12 protein-coding genes are annotated in these 13969 nt (G+C 67.5%); 4 read left to right on the forward strand and 8 right to left on the reverse strand.

The features are described from left to right. Nucleotides 1-3: 3 nt before the first annotated feature. Nucleotides 4-2013: a MacB family efflux pump subunit gene (locus tag FHS82_RS10660; RefSeq protein ID WP_166952226.1), complete on the forward strand. Its 2010-nt coding sequence runs from the start codon at nt 4-6 to the stop codon at nt 2011-2013. 22 nt (nt 2014-2035) lie between these two features. On the opposite strand, the gene FHS82_RS10665 is transcribed toward FHS82_RS10660, so the two are convergent. The 3 genes from FHS82_RS10665 to FHS82_RS10675 all read right to left on the reverse strand — a co-directional run bounded on the left by FHS82_RS10665 (nt 2036) and on the right by FHS82_RS10675 (nt 5779). Continuing rightward, a complete protein-coding gene (locus FHS82_RS10665; RefSeq protein WP_166952229.1) occupies nt 2036-3706 on the reverse strand; it encodes an adenylate/guanylate cyclase domain-containing protein in 1671 nt (556 codons plus the stop codon). Between the two features lie 106 nt (nt 3707-3812). Then, the gene (locus FHS82_RS10670; protein ID WP_208394185.1) at nt 3813-4793 is read right to left on the reverse strand and encodes a VOC family protein; all 981 of its coding nucleotides are present in this window, start codon (nt 4791-4793) and stop codon (nt 3813-3815) included. A gap of 134 nt (nt 4794-4927) precedes the next feature. Then, the gene (locus FHS82_RS10675) at nt 4928-5779 is read right to left on the reverse strand and encodes an SDR family oxidoreductase (protein WP_166952232.1); all 852 of its coding nucleotides are present in this window, start codon (nt 5777-5779) and stop codon (nt 4928-4930) included. 87 nt (nt 5780-5866) lie between these two features. Here FHS82_RS10675 and FHS82_RS10680 point away from each other — a divergent pair, with 87 nt between their 5' ends. Further along, nucleotides 5867-6286, forward strand: a complete 420-nt coding sequence (locus tag FHS82_RS10680) for a winged helix-turn-helix transcriptional regulator (protein ID WP_166952235.1) — start codon at nt 5867-5869, stop codon at nt 6284-6286. Between the two features lie 17 nt (nt 6287-6303). On the opposite strand, the gene FHS82_RS10685 is transcribed toward FHS82_RS10680, so the two are convergent. Together FHS82_RS10685 and FHS82_RS10690 are read right to left on the reverse strand one after the other, a co-directional pair. After that, complete coding sequence (locus tag FHS82_RS10685) at nt 6304-7818, reverse strand: DHA2 family efflux MFS transporter permease subunit (RefSeq protein ID WP_166952238.1); 1515 nt, start codon at nt 7816-7818, stop codon at nt 6304-6306. A gap of 98 nt (nt 7819-7916) precedes the next feature. Next, nucleotides 7917-9092: an HlyD family secretion protein gene (locus FHS82_RS10690; RefSeq protein ID WP_166952241.1), complete on the reverse strand. Its 1176-nt coding sequence runs from the start codon at nt 9090-9092 to the stop codon at nt 7917-7919. A 140-nt stretch (nt 9093-9232) separates the two neighbouring features. On the opposite strand from FHS82_RS10690, the gene FHS82_RS10695 reads away from it, so the two are divergent. Then, nucleotides 9233-9901, forward strand: a complete 669-nt coding sequence (locus FHS82_RS10695; protein ID WP_166952244.1) for a TetR/AcrR family transcriptional regulator — start codon at nt 9233-9235, stop codon at nt 9899-9901. A gap of 31 nt (nt 9902-9932) precedes the next feature. Here the strand turns inward: FHS82_RS10695 and FHS82_RS10700 are convergent, their stop codons facing one another. The 3 genes from FHS82_RS10700 to FHS82_RS10710 all read right to left on the reverse strand — a co-directional run bounded on the left by FHS82_RS10700 (nt 9933) and on the right by FHS82_RS10710 (nt 11991). Beyond that, a complete protein-coding gene (locus tag FHS82_RS10700; protein WP_166952247.1) occupies nt 9933-10751 on the reverse strand; it encodes a class I SAM-dependent methyltransferase in 819 nt (272 codons plus the stop codon). A gap of 450 nt (nt 10752-11201) precedes the next feature. Further along, nucleotides 11202-11627: a carboxymuconolactone decarboxylase family protein gene (locus FHS82_RS10705; RefSeq protein ID WP_166952250.1), complete on the reverse strand. Its 426-nt coding sequence runs from the start codon at nt 11625-11627 to the stop codon at nt 11202-11204. After that, nucleotides 11563-11991 carry a MerR family transcriptional regulator gene (locus FHS82_RS10710; RefSeq protein ID WP_166952253.1) on the reverse strand — a complete coding sequence of 143 codons (429 nt, stop codon included), beginning with the start codon at nt 11989-11991 and terminating at the stop codon, nt 11563-11565. Before FHS82_RS10710 ends, FHS82_RS10705 begins: the two co-directional genes overlap by 65 nt. Before the next feature lie 310 nt (nt 11992-12301). Here FHS82_RS10710 and FHS82_RS10715 point away from each other — a divergent pair, with 310 nt between their 5' ends. Further along, complete coding sequence (locus FHS82_RS10715; RefSeq protein ID WP_166952256.1) at nt 12302-13942, forward strand: acyl-CoA synthetase; 1641 nt, start codon at nt 12302-12304, stop codon at nt 13940-13942. The last annotated feature ends 27 nt before the right edge of the window (nt 13943-13969 follow it).

Genomic DNA, 13969 nt, shown 5'->3' on the forward strand with positions numbered 1-13969 from the left:
GCGATGAGCACGCAACGGCCCGGCAGCGCGGGAGCGGACGGCGCGCCGCTCATCGTCCTCGAAAAACTGCGCCGCGAGTTTCCGGCCGGTGACGGCACGCTCGTCGTGCTGAAGGATATCGACCTGACGATCCGCGCCGGAGAGATGGTGGCCATCGTCGGCGCTTCCGGCTCGGGCAAATCGACGCTGATGAACATCCTCGGCTGCCTCGACAGGCCGACCGCAGGCCATTACCGGATCGACGGGCGGGAGACGTCCGAACTCGACAGCGATGCGCTCGCCGCCCTGCGGCGCGAGCATTTCGGCTTCATCTTCCAGCGCTACCACCTGCTGCCGGAGCTGACGGCGGTGGGCAATGTCGAAATCCCGGCCATCTACGCGGGCCTGTCACCGGCGGAGCGCGGGAAGCACGCGGCGCAACTGCTCGGCCGCCTCGGCATGGCCGACCGCCTGAACCATCGGCCGGGGCAGCTGTCAGGCGGACAGCAGCAGCGTGTGTCCATCGCCCGCGCGCTCATGAACGGCGCCAACGTCATTCTGGCGGACGAACCGACGGGCGCGCTCGACCGGCGCAGCGGCGAGGAAGTGCTCGGCATCCTGCAGGAGCTGAACGCCACCGGCAAGACGGTCATCATCGTCACCCACGACATGACGGTGGCCGCGCGCGCGCAACGGATCATCGAGATCAGCGACGGCGCCATCGTCGCCGACAGGCAGACGCAGCCTGAGGTCACTCCGGACACGGACGCGCGCCCGGCGCCTGCCGCCCCGCCGGAGGACGGCGCCCGACCGCGGCGGCCATGGCGGGCGGGTGCGGACCGGTTCCGCGAGGCGTTCCGCATGGCCTTCCTGTCGATGCGGGCACACCGGCTGCGCACCTTCCTCACCATGCTCGGCATCATCATCGGTATCGCGTCCGTCGTCTGCGTGGTGGCGCTCGGCACGGGGTCGCAGCAGCAGGTGCTCGCCAACATCAGCAGCCTCGGCACCAACACGCTGGAGATTTTCGCGGGCAGGGATTTCGGCGACACGCGCTCAGGCAAGATCACGACGCTCGTCGTCGCGGATGCCCATGCGCTGGCCGCGCAGCCCTACGTCGCCGCCGTTACGCCGACGGTGTCGACGAATGACCTGCTGCAGTTCGGCGCGGTTTCCATCAACGCGATGGTCAACGGCGTCGGCGAGCAATACTTCGACGCCCGCGGCGTGAAGCTGGCGGAGGGGCAGTTCTTCGACACCGCCGGCGTGCGCCAGATGGCGCAGGACGCTGTGATCGACGAAAACACCCGCAAGGCCCTGTTCGCGAACTTCCCCGGCAGCCCGGTGGGGCAGGTCATCCTTGTCGGCAAGATGCCGGCGCGCATCGTCGGCGTCACGCTGCCGCAGCAGAGCGGCTTCGGCTCCAGCCAGAACCCGTCCGTTTATCTGCCCTACACCACCGTGCAGACGCGGCTCCTGGGGAACACGACGCTGCGCAGCATCACGGTGCGCGTCAGCGACGACGTGTCGACCGCCGTGGCCGAGCAGGCGGCGACGGCCTTTCTCACCGCCCGCCACGGCACCCGGGACTTCTTCATCCTCAACACGGACGACATCCGCCAGACGATCACCAGCACCACGGAAACGCTGACCCTGCTGATCGCCGCCATCGCGCTGATCTCGCTTCTCGTCGGCGGCATCGGCGTGATGAACATCATGCTGGTCACGGTTTCCGAACGGGTGGGCGAGATCGGCGTGCGCATGGCGGTCGGCGCGCGCCAGAGCGATATCATGCAGCAGTTCCTCATCGAGGCTATCGTCGTCTGCTTCATCGGCGGTCTGGGTGGCATCGGCCTCGCGCTGAGCTTCGGAGTCGTGTTCGATCTCCTCGGTTCGAGCTTCAGCCTCATCTACTCGCCGACGGCGATTGCCGCCTCGCTGCTGTGCTCGACCGCGATCGGCGTCGCCTTCGGCTTCCTGCCCGCCCGCAGCGCCGCCCGGCTCGACCCGGTCGTTGCGCTCTCGCGGAACTGAAGCCGCCCGCCCAAAAGGCGCATCAGGGCGGCGAAACGGGCGGATCGACGAAGACGCGCAGCTGCTTCGCGCGCCCGCGAACCTGGATGACATCGGCGGGAAGGCCGTCGGTGTCGACCTGTGCCATGCGCATGACGGGCTCGGACACGACAAGCGTGGCGTTGCGCTCCTTGGCGACGGATTCCAGCCGGCTCGCGACGTTCACGGTGTCGCCGACGGCGGTAAGGCTGCGCGCGCGGCCATAGCCCATGACGCCGATGACGGCCGGTCCGGCATGGATGCCGATGGCGACGCGCAACGGCGCGGGAAATTCGAGGCCGAGTTCACGATGCAGCCGCTCGATGTCCTCCGCGATCTTGCGTGCCGCCCGCAAGGCGGCGCGGCAGCCGTCGCGCGGCGTGCTGTCGATGCCGAACAGCGCCATCGCCCCGTCGCCGATGAACTTGTCGATGCGCCCGCCGCTCTCCTCGACCGCCTGCCCGACGAGGGCAAAATAGCGGTTGAGGAGGAACACCGTGTCGTAAGGCAGGCGCTTCTCGGTCATGCCCGTGAAGTTGCGCATGTCGCAGAACATCACCGCGATCTCCTGCTCCCGCCCCGGCGACATCTCGCGGACGTCCAGCAGCCGGCTGCGCTTGCGGTGCGGCACGAGGACGGGCGCTACGCTGATGTCGTGCGCGGGCCGCAGCTGGCAGGCGAGGCGAACGCCGGGCGGCGCGCCGACCCGCTCCAGCGTCGCCTTTTCCAGCTCGTCCGGCGGCGGCAGTGCGGCCGGATCGCCCAGCACCTCCACCCGGCAGGTGGAGCAGCGGCCCTTGCCGCCGCAGACGGCATAGTGGGGAATGCGGCCGACACGGCTCGCCTCCAGCACGGTGAAGCCGCGCGGCACCCTGACATTGCGGTTGCCCGGATAGTGGACCACGATGGTCGCGCCGCGCTCCCGCCATTGGCGCAGGCCACGCAGCCCGAACGTGCCGGCGAGGAGGCCGCCGAACGCGCCGTAGAGCGTCAACCGCGCCAGCTGCAGGCCCGCGTCCGCAGACGCCAGCACCTCCGGTTCGGGCAGCGGCGACACGGGGGCCGGCGCCCGCGCGAGGAGGCGCCCGGTTTCCGAAAAGCCGAGCAGCGCCAGCACCGGCAACAGCGTCGCTCCCATGAGCAGCGAGGGCGACGCATCCCGATACCAGTCGCGGTAGCGCAGCCAGAAATGCAGGCCGATGCAGCCGTGAGCCCATGCCACGACGAGCGCCACCGTCTGGCGCACGCCCGACACCGGCGTGGTCACCCACAGCGAGCGGATCACCGATTCATAGGTGATCCTTTCGCCATGCAAGGCGTGGGCGACGCGCGTGGCGACCACGTGATCGATCAGGAACAGCGGGATGAGCAGGCCGAGCACGAGCTGAAAGGCTTCCTCCGGCTGCATGCGCAGGCTGCAGCGCCGGTAAAGCGCATGGAGCACCAGCCCGATGTGGGTCAGCACCGCGCCGTAGAGCAGCACACCGCCGGCCGCCGAACCCCAGAACGCCGCGAACCATCGCAGCCCCGACTCGGCCACGGGCAGCGATATCAGGTTCAGCGAATGGTTGAGAAGGTGCGTCGTCATGAAGACGAACATGACAAGCCCGGTCGCGATCCGGAGCTTGCGCAAGGTCAGGTGAGACGGCAGCACCGGGGAGGAGGACATCGTCATAGGACGTCACCGGCGTGCCGCGCCGCCGGCGGCCGCACGGGAATGCACCGGGACGCGCTTCGCCGGACCGGGACCGTTGGCCGGATCAGGAGGATTGCGGGCCGGGTCATGCCGCGCCGGACAGCAGCCGCACCCGCGTTCCCCAGGGGTCGAGCGCCTCCACGCCGTTTTCCACTGGCGTCACGGCCAGACCGCCAGCGGCGAGGCGCGCCGACTGTGCTTCGACAATCGCGGCCTCCCGTACGCGCAGGGAAAACCAGTCGAGCCCGGTGCTGCGCGGATCGCGCCTGCCGGCGCCCGCGCTGTTCCAGACATTGAGCGCCACGTGGTGGTGATAGCCGCCCGAGGACAGGAAGGCCGCATCACGCCGGTCGCCCCGCGTGGACGCGAGGCCGAGCGCCCTTTCGTAAAACCCGCGCCCGGCGGGAATGTCGCCGACGCGCAGGTGGATGTGGCCGATGCGCAGGCCGGCGGGCGCGCCGCGGTAGGTGTCCCGTTCCGTCGTCGTCAGGTCGAGGATGGCGTCCATGTCGAGCTGATGCGTGCCCATGGTGACGACGCCGTCCTTCCACTCCCAGCGGTCGGCGGGACGATCGGCATAGATTTCGAGCCCGTTGCCTTCGGGATCGTCCAGATAGACGGCTTCGCTGACATTGTGGTCGGCGAAGCCGGACAGCGGCACGCGGGTGTAAGCCGCGTGCACCAGCCATTGCGCCAGATCGCGGCGCTCCGGCATCAGGAAGGCGATATGAAAAAGCCCCGCCTGCGTCGGCGGCTCGAACGACGCATCCGGTGCATCGATGAGCGTCAGCAGGGGAATGCCGTCGACGCCCAGCACCGACCGGCCGTCCGCCTCCGCCAGCAGCGACAGGCCGATGGCATCGCGGTAGAAGGCCGTCATCGTATCGCGCCGGAGCACCCGCAACGCCGCCGCGCCAATGCTGACAGGCGTGCCGTTCGCGAAGCCCGGCCCTGCGGAAGCGGTGGAGCTTCCACCCTCCGCCCGCACGGCGCCGGCCATTGCCGCCGACAGCGATGCGGCGCCAGCCAAGCCGAGAAGCGCCCTGCGCGTGGCGACGATGCTCATGGGACCATGCCTCCGTTGCGTCCGTTCCGCACCGACCGATAGCTTGGCCGCGCCCCCCGGACATCTCACAACCGTGTGACGATGCCGGCCCCGCCGGAACGGCCGGGACCGGCATCGCGATGTTTCGCGCGGTACTACGCCTTCAGGGCCGCCGCGACAGCATCCGCGAGCGGCGTCGTCGGACGGCCGATCAGCGTCGAGAGCTGATGGCCGTCGTCGAACAGCCCGTCCTGGGAGGCGCCGACGTCGAAGAGCGCGATGGCTTCCGCGAGGCCTTCCGGCAGGCCGACGCCCTTGAGAACGGCGGCATATTCCGCTTGCGGCAGGTTCCTGTAGGGAATGTCCTTGCCGGTCTGCTTCGAGATTTCGGCGGCGAGGCCGGCGAGCGTGTAGGCGTCGTCGCCGGCGAGTTCATAGACCTTGCCGGCATGGCCCTCACCCGCGAGAACGACGGCCGCGGCCTCGGCGTAGTCGGCGCGCGTCGCCGACGATATCCGGCCCTCGCCCGCGCTGCCGGCGAAGACGCCCGCCTGCACCGCGCCGGGCACAGAGCCGGTGTAGTTTTCGGTGTACCAGCCGTTGCGCAGGATCACGTGGGGAATGCCCGACGCCTTCAGCGCCGCCTCGGTCGCGACATGCTCCTCCGCCAGCACGGTCAGGGGCGAGGTGTCGGCATGCAGCAGGCTGGTGTAGACGATCTCCTTCACGCCCGCCTTCTTCGCCGCATCGATGACGTTGCGGTGCTGCACGGCACGCTGGCCGATAGCGTTCGAGGAAACGAGCAGAAGCCTGTCGACGCCCGCGAGCGCCTTCTCCAGGGTTTCGGGCTTCTCGTAGTCCGCCGCGCGGGCTTCGACGCCGAGATCGGCGGCCCTGGCGGGATCGCGCACGAGCGCGACGATATCGGAAGGGGCGACCTTCTCCTTCAGCTTCGCGATGACGAGGCGGCCGAGATGGCCGGTTGCTCCGGTAACGGCGATAGTCATGGGCGAACTCCTTGTTGCGTTGGGTAATCCATGTCATATACCGCCTTCGGTGACTTTTCGTAAGTACGCACAAAAAGGTTAGCTTGAATGTCTTCCGCTGCCAATCGTCTCACCCCCGCGCCGCAACGGCCGCTGTCGCTGTCCGAGAAGCTCGGGCGCGGCGATCTGATGGCGGCGGCCTGTCCCTCGCGGGAGGTGCTCCGGCATCTCACCAGCCGCTGGGGCGTGCTGGTCCTGATCGCGCTGCGGTCGGGCACGCTGCGCTTCGGCGATCTCCGCCGCCGGATCGGCGGCGTCAGCGAGCGCATGCTGGCGCAGACGCTGCAATGGCTGGAAAACGATGGCATGGTCGAACGCAAGGCCTACAAGATCGTGCCGCCGCATGTGGAATACACCCTCACGCCGCTCGGCGAGGAAGCGGCGGAGAAGGTCCGCGATCTGGCGGACTGGATCGAGACCAGCCTGCCGCGCATCTCGCGGCATTGGGGCGCGGACCGGGACGTCTGAACGGCACGCCAAGCCGGTCAATGCCCGCCCCCGCCCGCACCGGGCTGCGCCGGCCGGCGCATCAGCGGCACGGCGATCACGAGGCTGAGGAACAGGAAGGTGAGCAGGAAGAAGACGTCGGCGAAGGCCATGACGAGCGCTTCCCGCCGCACCAGCCCCGCCATCTGTTTCAGCGCGGCGGACTGCGCGTCCGAGCCGAGGCCGGCGAAGGCCTGCGCCATGTTGCCCAGCCGCTCGACGGCCGTGGCGCTCGCCCATTGCACATGCTCGTGCAAGCGGACGAGGTGCAGATCCCAGCGGTTGTTCAGCACCGTGTTGATGAGCGCGAGGCCGACAGCGCCGCCCAGATTGCGTGTGAGGTTGAACAGGCCCGAGGCGTTCTTGAGCTGGGCCGGGGGCAGCGTGCCAAGAGAGAGATTGTTGATGGGCACCATGGCCAGCATCAGCGAAGTGCCGCGCAGGATCTGGGGCACGAGCAATTCCCAGAAGTCCCAGTCCTTGGTGATCCCGGTCACCTGCCAGGTGCCGAGCGCGAACCCGGCGAAGCCGATGCCGATCATCAGGCGCGGGTCGAGCTTCGTCGTCAGCCGCCCGACGAGGGGCGCGGCGAGGAACATAGAGATGCCCGTCACGAACATGGTCTCGCCGATCATGAGCGCCGAATAGCCCCGCACGCGGCCGAGATAGAGGGGGTAGAGATAGGTCAGCCCGTAGAGCCCGATGCCCATCACGAAGCTGAAGGCCGAACCCGTGGCGAAGTTGCGGTTGAGGAATGCGCGCAGATCCACCACCGGCTCCGCCGCCGTCAGCGCCCGGGCGAAGAATGCGATGGACGAGACGGCGCAGATGACGGTGAAGAACAGGATCGCCTCATCCGCGAACCAGTCGTTGGTCGGGCCCTCCTCCAGCACGAATTCGAGGCTGCCCAGAAAGCCGGCCATGAACAGCAGGCCCCACCAGTCGAAGCGGTCGAGCAGTGCGAAGTCCGGCTCGTCGAAATCGACCAGGGTCGCCGTGGCGATGATGACGAAGATGCCCGGCACCACGTTCACCAGAAACAGCCAGTGCCAGGAGAAAAGGTCGGTCAGATAGCCGCCCACCGTCGGCCCGATGGTGGGAGCAAGCGTGGCGACGAGGCCGATCATCGGCGCGACGATGGGCTGCTTCTCACGCGGGAACACCGCGTAGGCCGAGGCGAACACGGTCGGGATCATGCCGCCGCCGAGAAACCCCTGAAGCGCGCGGTAGATGATCATCTGGTCGATCGTCGTCGCCGTCGCGCACAGGAAGCTCATGGCCGTGAAGCCCGCGGCCGAACCGACGAACAGCCAGCGCGTGGACAGCGCGCGCGACAGGAAGCCGGACAGCGGGATCATCACCACCTCGGCGATGAGATAGGATGTCTGCACCCAGGATATCTCGTCCGACGAGGCGGCGAGCCCCGCCTGGATTTCGGCGAGCGAGGCCGAGACGATCTGTATGTCCAGAATCGCCATGAACATGCCCAGCACCATGCAAAAGAAGGCGAACATCCGCCTTCCGTCGAGCTGGGCCGATCCTGCCGGCTGGGCCGATCCTGCCGGCTGGGCCGGGAGGGCCGTGGCGCCGGACACGGCGCCCTTCCCCGTCGTCACGAATGGCCACCGGTGCGGGTATCGACCACCGCGGTGACCGACATGCCCGGACGCAGTTCATGCTTGCCCGTCGCCGCCGGATCGAGCGCCACGCGCACCGGAATACGCTGCACGATCTTGGTGAAATTGCCGGTGGCGTTCTCCGGCGGCAACAGGCTGAACACGGAGCCGGAAGCAGGGGAAATGCTCTGCACCGTGCCCTGGAAATCCTCATCCGGATAGGCGTCGACCACGATATGCACCTTCTGGCCCAGCTGGATGCGCCCGAGCTGGGTTTCCTTGAAGTTCGCGTCGACATAGACGGCGTCGAGCGGCACCAGCGCCGCGAGGCGCGTGCCGGGCTGCACGAGCTGGCCCACCTGCACCGCCCGGTTGCCGACGACGCCGTCGAATGGCGCGCGCACCACGGTGAAATCGAGGTCGCGCTGTGCCCTGTCGCGCGCGGTGCGATATTCCTCAAGCTGGCGGGCGGCCTCCGTGCGCTGCGCAGCCAGCACCGCGATGGCGGCCTGCGCCGAGGCGATGGCGGCGATCGCCGCATCCGTATTCGCCTGCGCCTTGTCGCGCGCGGCACGCGCGTTGTCGAGCGCCGAGCGGCTGGCGAAGTCGGAGCGGGCAAGCTGGTTCTGGCGCTCGTATTCCACGCTCGCGCGCGTCAGCTCGGCCTTCGCGGCGGCGAGCTGTGCCTTTGCCTGATCGACATTGGTCTGCCCCGCCCTGATCTGCTCGTCGAAGCGGCCGAGCGCCGCCTCCTGCGTGGCGATCTTGTCCTGCGCCGCACGCAGCGCGAGGCCGTAGTCGCCGTCGTCGATGCGCACGAGCACGTCGCCCGCCTTCACCCACTGGTTGGAGGTGACGTCGACGCTGACGACATGCCCGCCGACCTTGGCCGCGAGCACGGAAGTATCGGCCCCGACATAGGCATCGTCGGTCGACACCTGGAAACGGCCGACCTGCCACCACTCGCGCCCGTACCAGGCACCGCCGGCCAGCAGCGCCACGAGAACGCCGGCGATCACCAGCCGCCGGCGCGGACGGCGCTTCACCGGCGCGACAGCCGCCGCGTCCGGCACTTCGTCGGGAACGGCATCGACCTGCGGCCTGCCGCGCAGCGACACGGCCCCCCGCCCCTGCGGCCGCGCTACCGCTTCCACCTTGTCTGCCTGCACCATTTGTCCGTTCTCTTCCCGCCTGGAGCTTGACTAAACCGTTCAGTTCTACGATGGTGGTGACAATATCAAACTGAACGGTTTAGTCAAATATTTTGACAGGGGCTTCCCGGCGCCTTATTTCAGTGGACGAAGAGGCATCCATGAACAGACCCGACCACAGCGCCGCTCGTCATGTTCCGGCAACGGACGGACGGACGGACACGGAATCGAAGAAACGCCGCGACATCATCGATGGCGCGCGGCGCGTGTTTTTCGACAAGGGGTTCGATGGCTCCAGCATGGACGAGATCGCCCGCGCGGCGGGCGTCTCCAAGGCGACGATCTACGCCTATTTCGACAGCAAGGAAGAGCTGTTCCAGGCCCTCGTCAAGGTGGACCGCAGCCAGTCCGCGGAGCGGCTGTTCGAATTCGATCCCGGGGATCCGGATGTCGAGGGCCTGCTGCGCCGGATCGGGACGTCCTTCATGACCATGATGGTGCGGCCCGACCACATCCGGCTGGTGCGTCTGGTGATGGGCGCGGCCGAGAAATTTCCACGCATTGGCCAGGCCTTTTTCGAGACCGGCCCCTGCATGGGCGGCAGGCGCCTTGCCGACCTGCTCGCCGACCAGACCCGGCACGGCCGCCTCAGGATCGATGACTGCGAGATGGCCGCCTTCCAGTTCTTCAACCTGTGCCAGGGCAACATCGTCAAGGGACTGATGTTCGGCGGCGACACGGCGCCGGCGCCGGCCACGATCGACGCCACGGTGGCGAGTGCCGTGAGGGTCTTCCTCGCCGCCTATGCGGTGAAGGCCCCCGCGGCGTAGTCTCCGTTCCCGCCGGCGCCGCCTCCGGGAATCAGGCCCGGGCGGTGGCGAAGGTCAGATGGCGGGTGAACCTGAAGCCCTCGGGCGTGCGCCGCGTCTCGATCAGCCGCTCGATCTCCTGGCGCAGACGGGCCTGCTGCTCCGGCGACAGCACGGCGAGGAAGTTGCCGAAGGAGCTGCTGGTCGACGAGGCGATCAGCGCATCCACACCGTCGTAAAAATCGGTGAAGCTGTATAGCGTTCCGATATAATTGCTGAAGCCGGCGGCTGTTATCAGCGGCTCCAGCTCCGCCTGCGGAACGCCGACAGTCGGCTGCACCTCGGCGGCGGAAAACGGCAGGCCGGTGACGGCGATGGCCTCGGCGATGAACTGACGCAATTCGTGCGGCCTGTCAGGGTTCTGGGTATTCAGGCCCAGTCGCCCGCCCGGTTTCAGCACGCGACGAGCTTCCGCCAACGCGCGCGGCTTGTCCTCCACCCAATGGAAGACGCTGTTGAGATAGACCACATCGAAGCTGGCGTCCGGGAAGGCGGAGAGGTCCTCGGCCTGCGCGACCTGCGTCTCGAACCGCCCCTGGCCGCGCTTGCGCGCCAGTTCGACACGCAGCGGCAGCGGGTCGACGGCGACGACGCGCCCGGACGGACCGGTCAGGGAAACGACATGCTCGGCGAGGCGCCCGGTGCCCGCGCCGACGTCGAGCACATGCTCGCCCGGCTTCGGGTTCAGGCTGGCGACGAGGATCTTGCCGTGCTCGAACTGGCGGTCGCTGGTGCGGTCGTAGGTCTCGGCCAGTTCCGGCGTGTCGTGTTCGAGGCTGATGGAAGACGGGGCGTTGCGGTTGTCGGTCATGATCGTTCCGTGTGGTTCCGGGATGCCGGGGGCCGATGAGGCGATTGCCGCGTGCGCGGCACGGAACCGGAGCTGCCGACAGGAATCGGGACCATGCCGCCGCTCCGTCTCCTCGCCGAGACGCCGAATCGGGCAACTCTAGCCGGAATACCCCCCACCTGCGGAAAGCCGTGGGCTCATTTTTTCTTTACCCGCCGGCAACGATATTTTCCTCCGGTCCGCCCGCGGGGGGGGGGCGCGAGGTAGACCCGCCCGTCCATCAGCCGCCGGGCCGTGCGATAAGACGACGGCGTCAATTCTGCGCTGCCGTCGTTCACTATCGAAAACGAAATAATACGCAGCTTCAGTACTGGAAGAACGCGCTTCCCTGTCGACAACAGTCGGCCGACATCGCCATCCCGCCCCTTCCGTCCGGAGCAATCTGCGCCGACTGGCGGCGCGATGCCGCCGTCAGGCCGCCTCCCCCGGCTTCGCGTTTTCCGCGTCCTGACGCGCGAACACTTCTTTCGCCGCGAACAGGCCGTTGAGCGCGGCCGGAAAACCGGCGTAGACGGCCATCTGCATGATGACCTCCGTGATCTCTCCGCGGCTGAGGCCGACGTTCAGCCCGGCCTCGATATGGACTCGCAATTGCGGACCGGCGTTCCCCATCGCCGTAAGCGCGGCGATGGTCGCGATCTCGCGGGCGCGGATGTCGAGGCCCGGACGGCTGTAGATGTCGCCGAACGGGAACTCCAGCAAGTAGGTGGCGAAGTCAGGGGCGATATCGGCGAGGGCGGCAATGACCTTGCCGCCCGCCTCGCCATCGATCTCAGCGAGCGCGCGTTGTCCGCGTTCCAGCCGGCTTTCGCCGGCGCTCCGGTGGTGTTGCGTCATATTCCTGCATCCTTCGTTCCGTGTCGGCATAGCCGGCGATCTTGGTGTCGAGGACGAGAAGGCAGTCCTGCAGTTCGGCCACCCTGGCGCGCACCTGCTCGCGATGCTGCTCCAGCAGCAGACGGCGCTCGGCCGCCGTGCCGGTGCCGCGCTCCCGCAGAGCCGCATAGCGCAGCATGTCGCGAATCGGCATTCCCGTCGCCTTCAGGCGGCCAAGAAAGTCGATCCAGATCAGGATGGAGGCATCATAGTCACGTTGCCCGGACCGGTCCCGGTCGGCGTGCGGCAGCAGCCCGATCCGCTCGTAGTAACGGATCGTATGGGCCGACAGCCCGCAACGCCTCGCCAGTTCGCCGATCTTCATGAGCCCTGCCTTCGTCACGACGCAACGGAAGCTACGGGTTGGAGCGCACTCCAAGTCAAGCGCAGAAAGTTCAGGCACGAAAATCGGGCGTCCCGGACGGGCCCGCGCGGCATGGCGGCCCTTCGCGCGGCTGGCGCAACCGGCCGGCCTGCAACCGGAATCTCCATTTTTTATAATGGCGCGCTCCTCCACTTATGGCACGATCCGGAAGGCTGTCCGCGGCACGCATCCGGCATACGGCTGTCGAACTTTCGGCCAAATGACGCCGGCGTGCCGATGTGCATAATCGCGGCCATCAGGAGGAAACTTCATGACCAGTCCCTACGCGACAGACCTCGACAAGAACCCGGCCAACTACCAGCCGCTGACGCCCATTTCCTATCTGGAACGCGCGGCGAAGGTGTTCCCTTCCCAGGTGGCGATTATCCACGGCGCATCGCGCTGGACGTACAGCGAGTTCTGGCGCCGTTCGCTCCGGCTCGCCTCGGCGCTCGCGAAGCTCGGCATCGGCAAGGGTGACACCGTGTCGGTGATGCTGTCCAACACGCCGCCCATGCTGGAAGCGCACTTCGGCGTGCCGATGGTCAAGGCCGTGCTGCACTCGCTCAACACGCGCCTCGACGCGCCGATTCTCGCCTTCCAGCTCGACCATGCCGAATCGAAGGTGCTCATCGTCGACCGCGAGTTCTCGCGCGTGGTGAAAGAGGCGCTCGCGCTCGCCAGCGTGAAGCCGCTGGTGATCGACTTCGACGATCCCGAATACGGCGACGACGCGCCCTATCCCAGGCACGAGCGCATCGGCACCCTCGACTACGAAGAGTTCGTGGCCTCCGGCGACGAGGATTTCGTGTGGTCGCGGCCCGATGACGAATGGGATGCCATCGCCCTCAACTATACCTCGGGCACCACGGGCAATCCCAAGGGTGTGGTCTACCATCACCGCGGCGCGGCGCTGATGGCCTATACCAACACGATCCATGCTGGCATGGGGCGGTACTCCGTCTATCTGTGGACGCTGCCGATGTTCCACTGCAACGGCTGGTGCTTCCCGTGGACGCTGGCGCTGACGGCCGGCACGCACGTGTGCCTGCGCTGGGTGCGGGCAAAGGCGATCTATGCGGCGATCGCCGACCACGGCGTCACGCACCTGTGCGGCGCGCCTATCGTCATGTCCGCGCTGCTCAACGTGCCCTCCGCTGACAAGCGGACCTTCCCGCAGACGGTGACTTTCAATACCGCCGCCGCGCCGCCGCCGGAATCGGTGCTGGCCGGCATGGCGGACGCCGGCTTCGCCGTCACCCATCTCTACGGGCTGACCGAAACCTACGGCCCCTCCGTCGTCAACGAATGGCAGCCGGAATGGGACGAACTGGACAAGGAAGCGCGCGCCGCGAAGAAGGCGCGCCAGGGCGTGCGCTACGCCGCCCTCGAAGACCTTGCGGTGATCGACCCCGTCACGATGGAGAGGGTGCCCGCCGACGGCGAGACCATCGGCGAGGTGATGTTCCGCGGCAACATCGTCATGAAGGGCTATCTCAAGAACCGGCCCGCCACCGAGGAAGCGTTCGAAGGTGGCTGGTTCCATTCCGGCGACCTCGGCGTGATGTACCCGGACGGCTATGTCCAGCTCAAGGACCGCTCGAAGGACATCATCATCTCCGGTGGCGAGAACATCTCCTCCATCGAGGTCGAGGACGCGATCTACAGGCACCCCGCCGTCTCCTCCTGCGCGGTGGTGGCCCGGCCCGACGAGAAATGGGGCGAAACGCCCATCGCCTACGTGGACCTGAAGCCCGGCGAGACGGTGACGGAAGAGGACATCATCGCGCATTGCCGCAAGCACCTGGCACACTTCAAGTGCCCGCGCACCGTGATCTTCACGGAGATCCCGAAAACCTCGACGGGCAAGATCCAGAAGTACCGGCTGCGGGAAATCGCGAAGGAACTCTGACGCACGATCCCGAAAAGATCATGCATC

Source organism: Pseudochelatococcus lubricantis, assembly GCF_011762225.1.
Taxonomy (GTDB): Bacteria; Pseudomonadota; Alphaproteobacteria; order Rhizobiales; family Beijerinckiaceae; genus Pseudochelatococcus; species Pseudochelatococcus lubricantis.

Excerpts from the sequence above, each read along its gene's own strand:
- FHS82_RS10665 (WP_166952229.1), bottom strand. The coding sequence starts at position 3,706 with ATGACGATGTCCTCCTCCCCGGTGCTGCCGTCTCACCTGACCTTGCGC.
- FHS82_RS10660 (WP_166952226.1), top strand. The coding sequence starts at position 4 with ATGAGCACGCAACGGCCCGGCAGCGCGGGAGCGGACGGCGCGCCGCTC.
- FHS82_RS10695 (WP_166952244.1), top strand. The coding sequence starts at position 9,233 with ATGAACAGACCCGACCACAGCGCCGCTCGTCATGTTCCGGCAACGGAC.
- FHS82_RS10675 (WP_166952232.1), bottom strand. The coding sequence starts at position 5,779 with ATGACTATCGCCGTTACCGGAGCAACCGGCCATCTCGGCCGCCTCGTC.
- FHS82_RS10715 (WP_166952256.1), top strand. The coding sequence starts at position 12,302 with ATGACCAGTCCCTACGCGACAGACCTCGACAAGAACCCGGCCAACTAC.
- FHS82_RS10670 (WP_208394185.1), bottom strand. The coding sequence starts at position 4,793 with ATGAGCATCGTCGCCACGCGCAGGGCGCTTCTCGGCTTGGCTGGCGCC.
- FHS82_RS10690 (WP_166952241.1), bottom strand. The coding sequence starts at position 9,092 with ATGGTGCAGGCAGACAAGGTGGAAGCGGTAGCGCGGCCGCAGGGGCGG.
- FHS82_RS10710 (WP_166952253.1), bottom strand. The coding sequence starts at position 11,991 with ATGAAGATCGGCGAACTGGCGAGGCGTTGCGGGCTGTCGGCCCATACG.
- FHS82_RS10685 (WP_166952238.1), bottom strand. The coding sequence starts at position 7,818 with ATGTTCGCCTTCTTTTGCATGGTGCTGGGCATGTTCATGGCGATTCTG.
- FHS82_RS10680 (WP_166952235.1), top strand. The coding sequence starts at position 5,867 with ATGTCTTCCGCTGCCAATCGTCTCACCCCCGCGCCGCAACGGCCGCTG.
- FHS82_RS10705 (WP_166952250.1), bottom strand. The coding sequence starts at position 11,627 with ATGACGCAACACCACCGGAGCGCCGGCGAAAGCCGGCTGGAACGCGGA.
- FHS82_RS10700 (WP_166952247.1), bottom strand. The coding sequence starts at position 10,751 with ATGACCGACAACCGCAACGCCCCGTCTTCCATCAGCCTCGAACACGAC.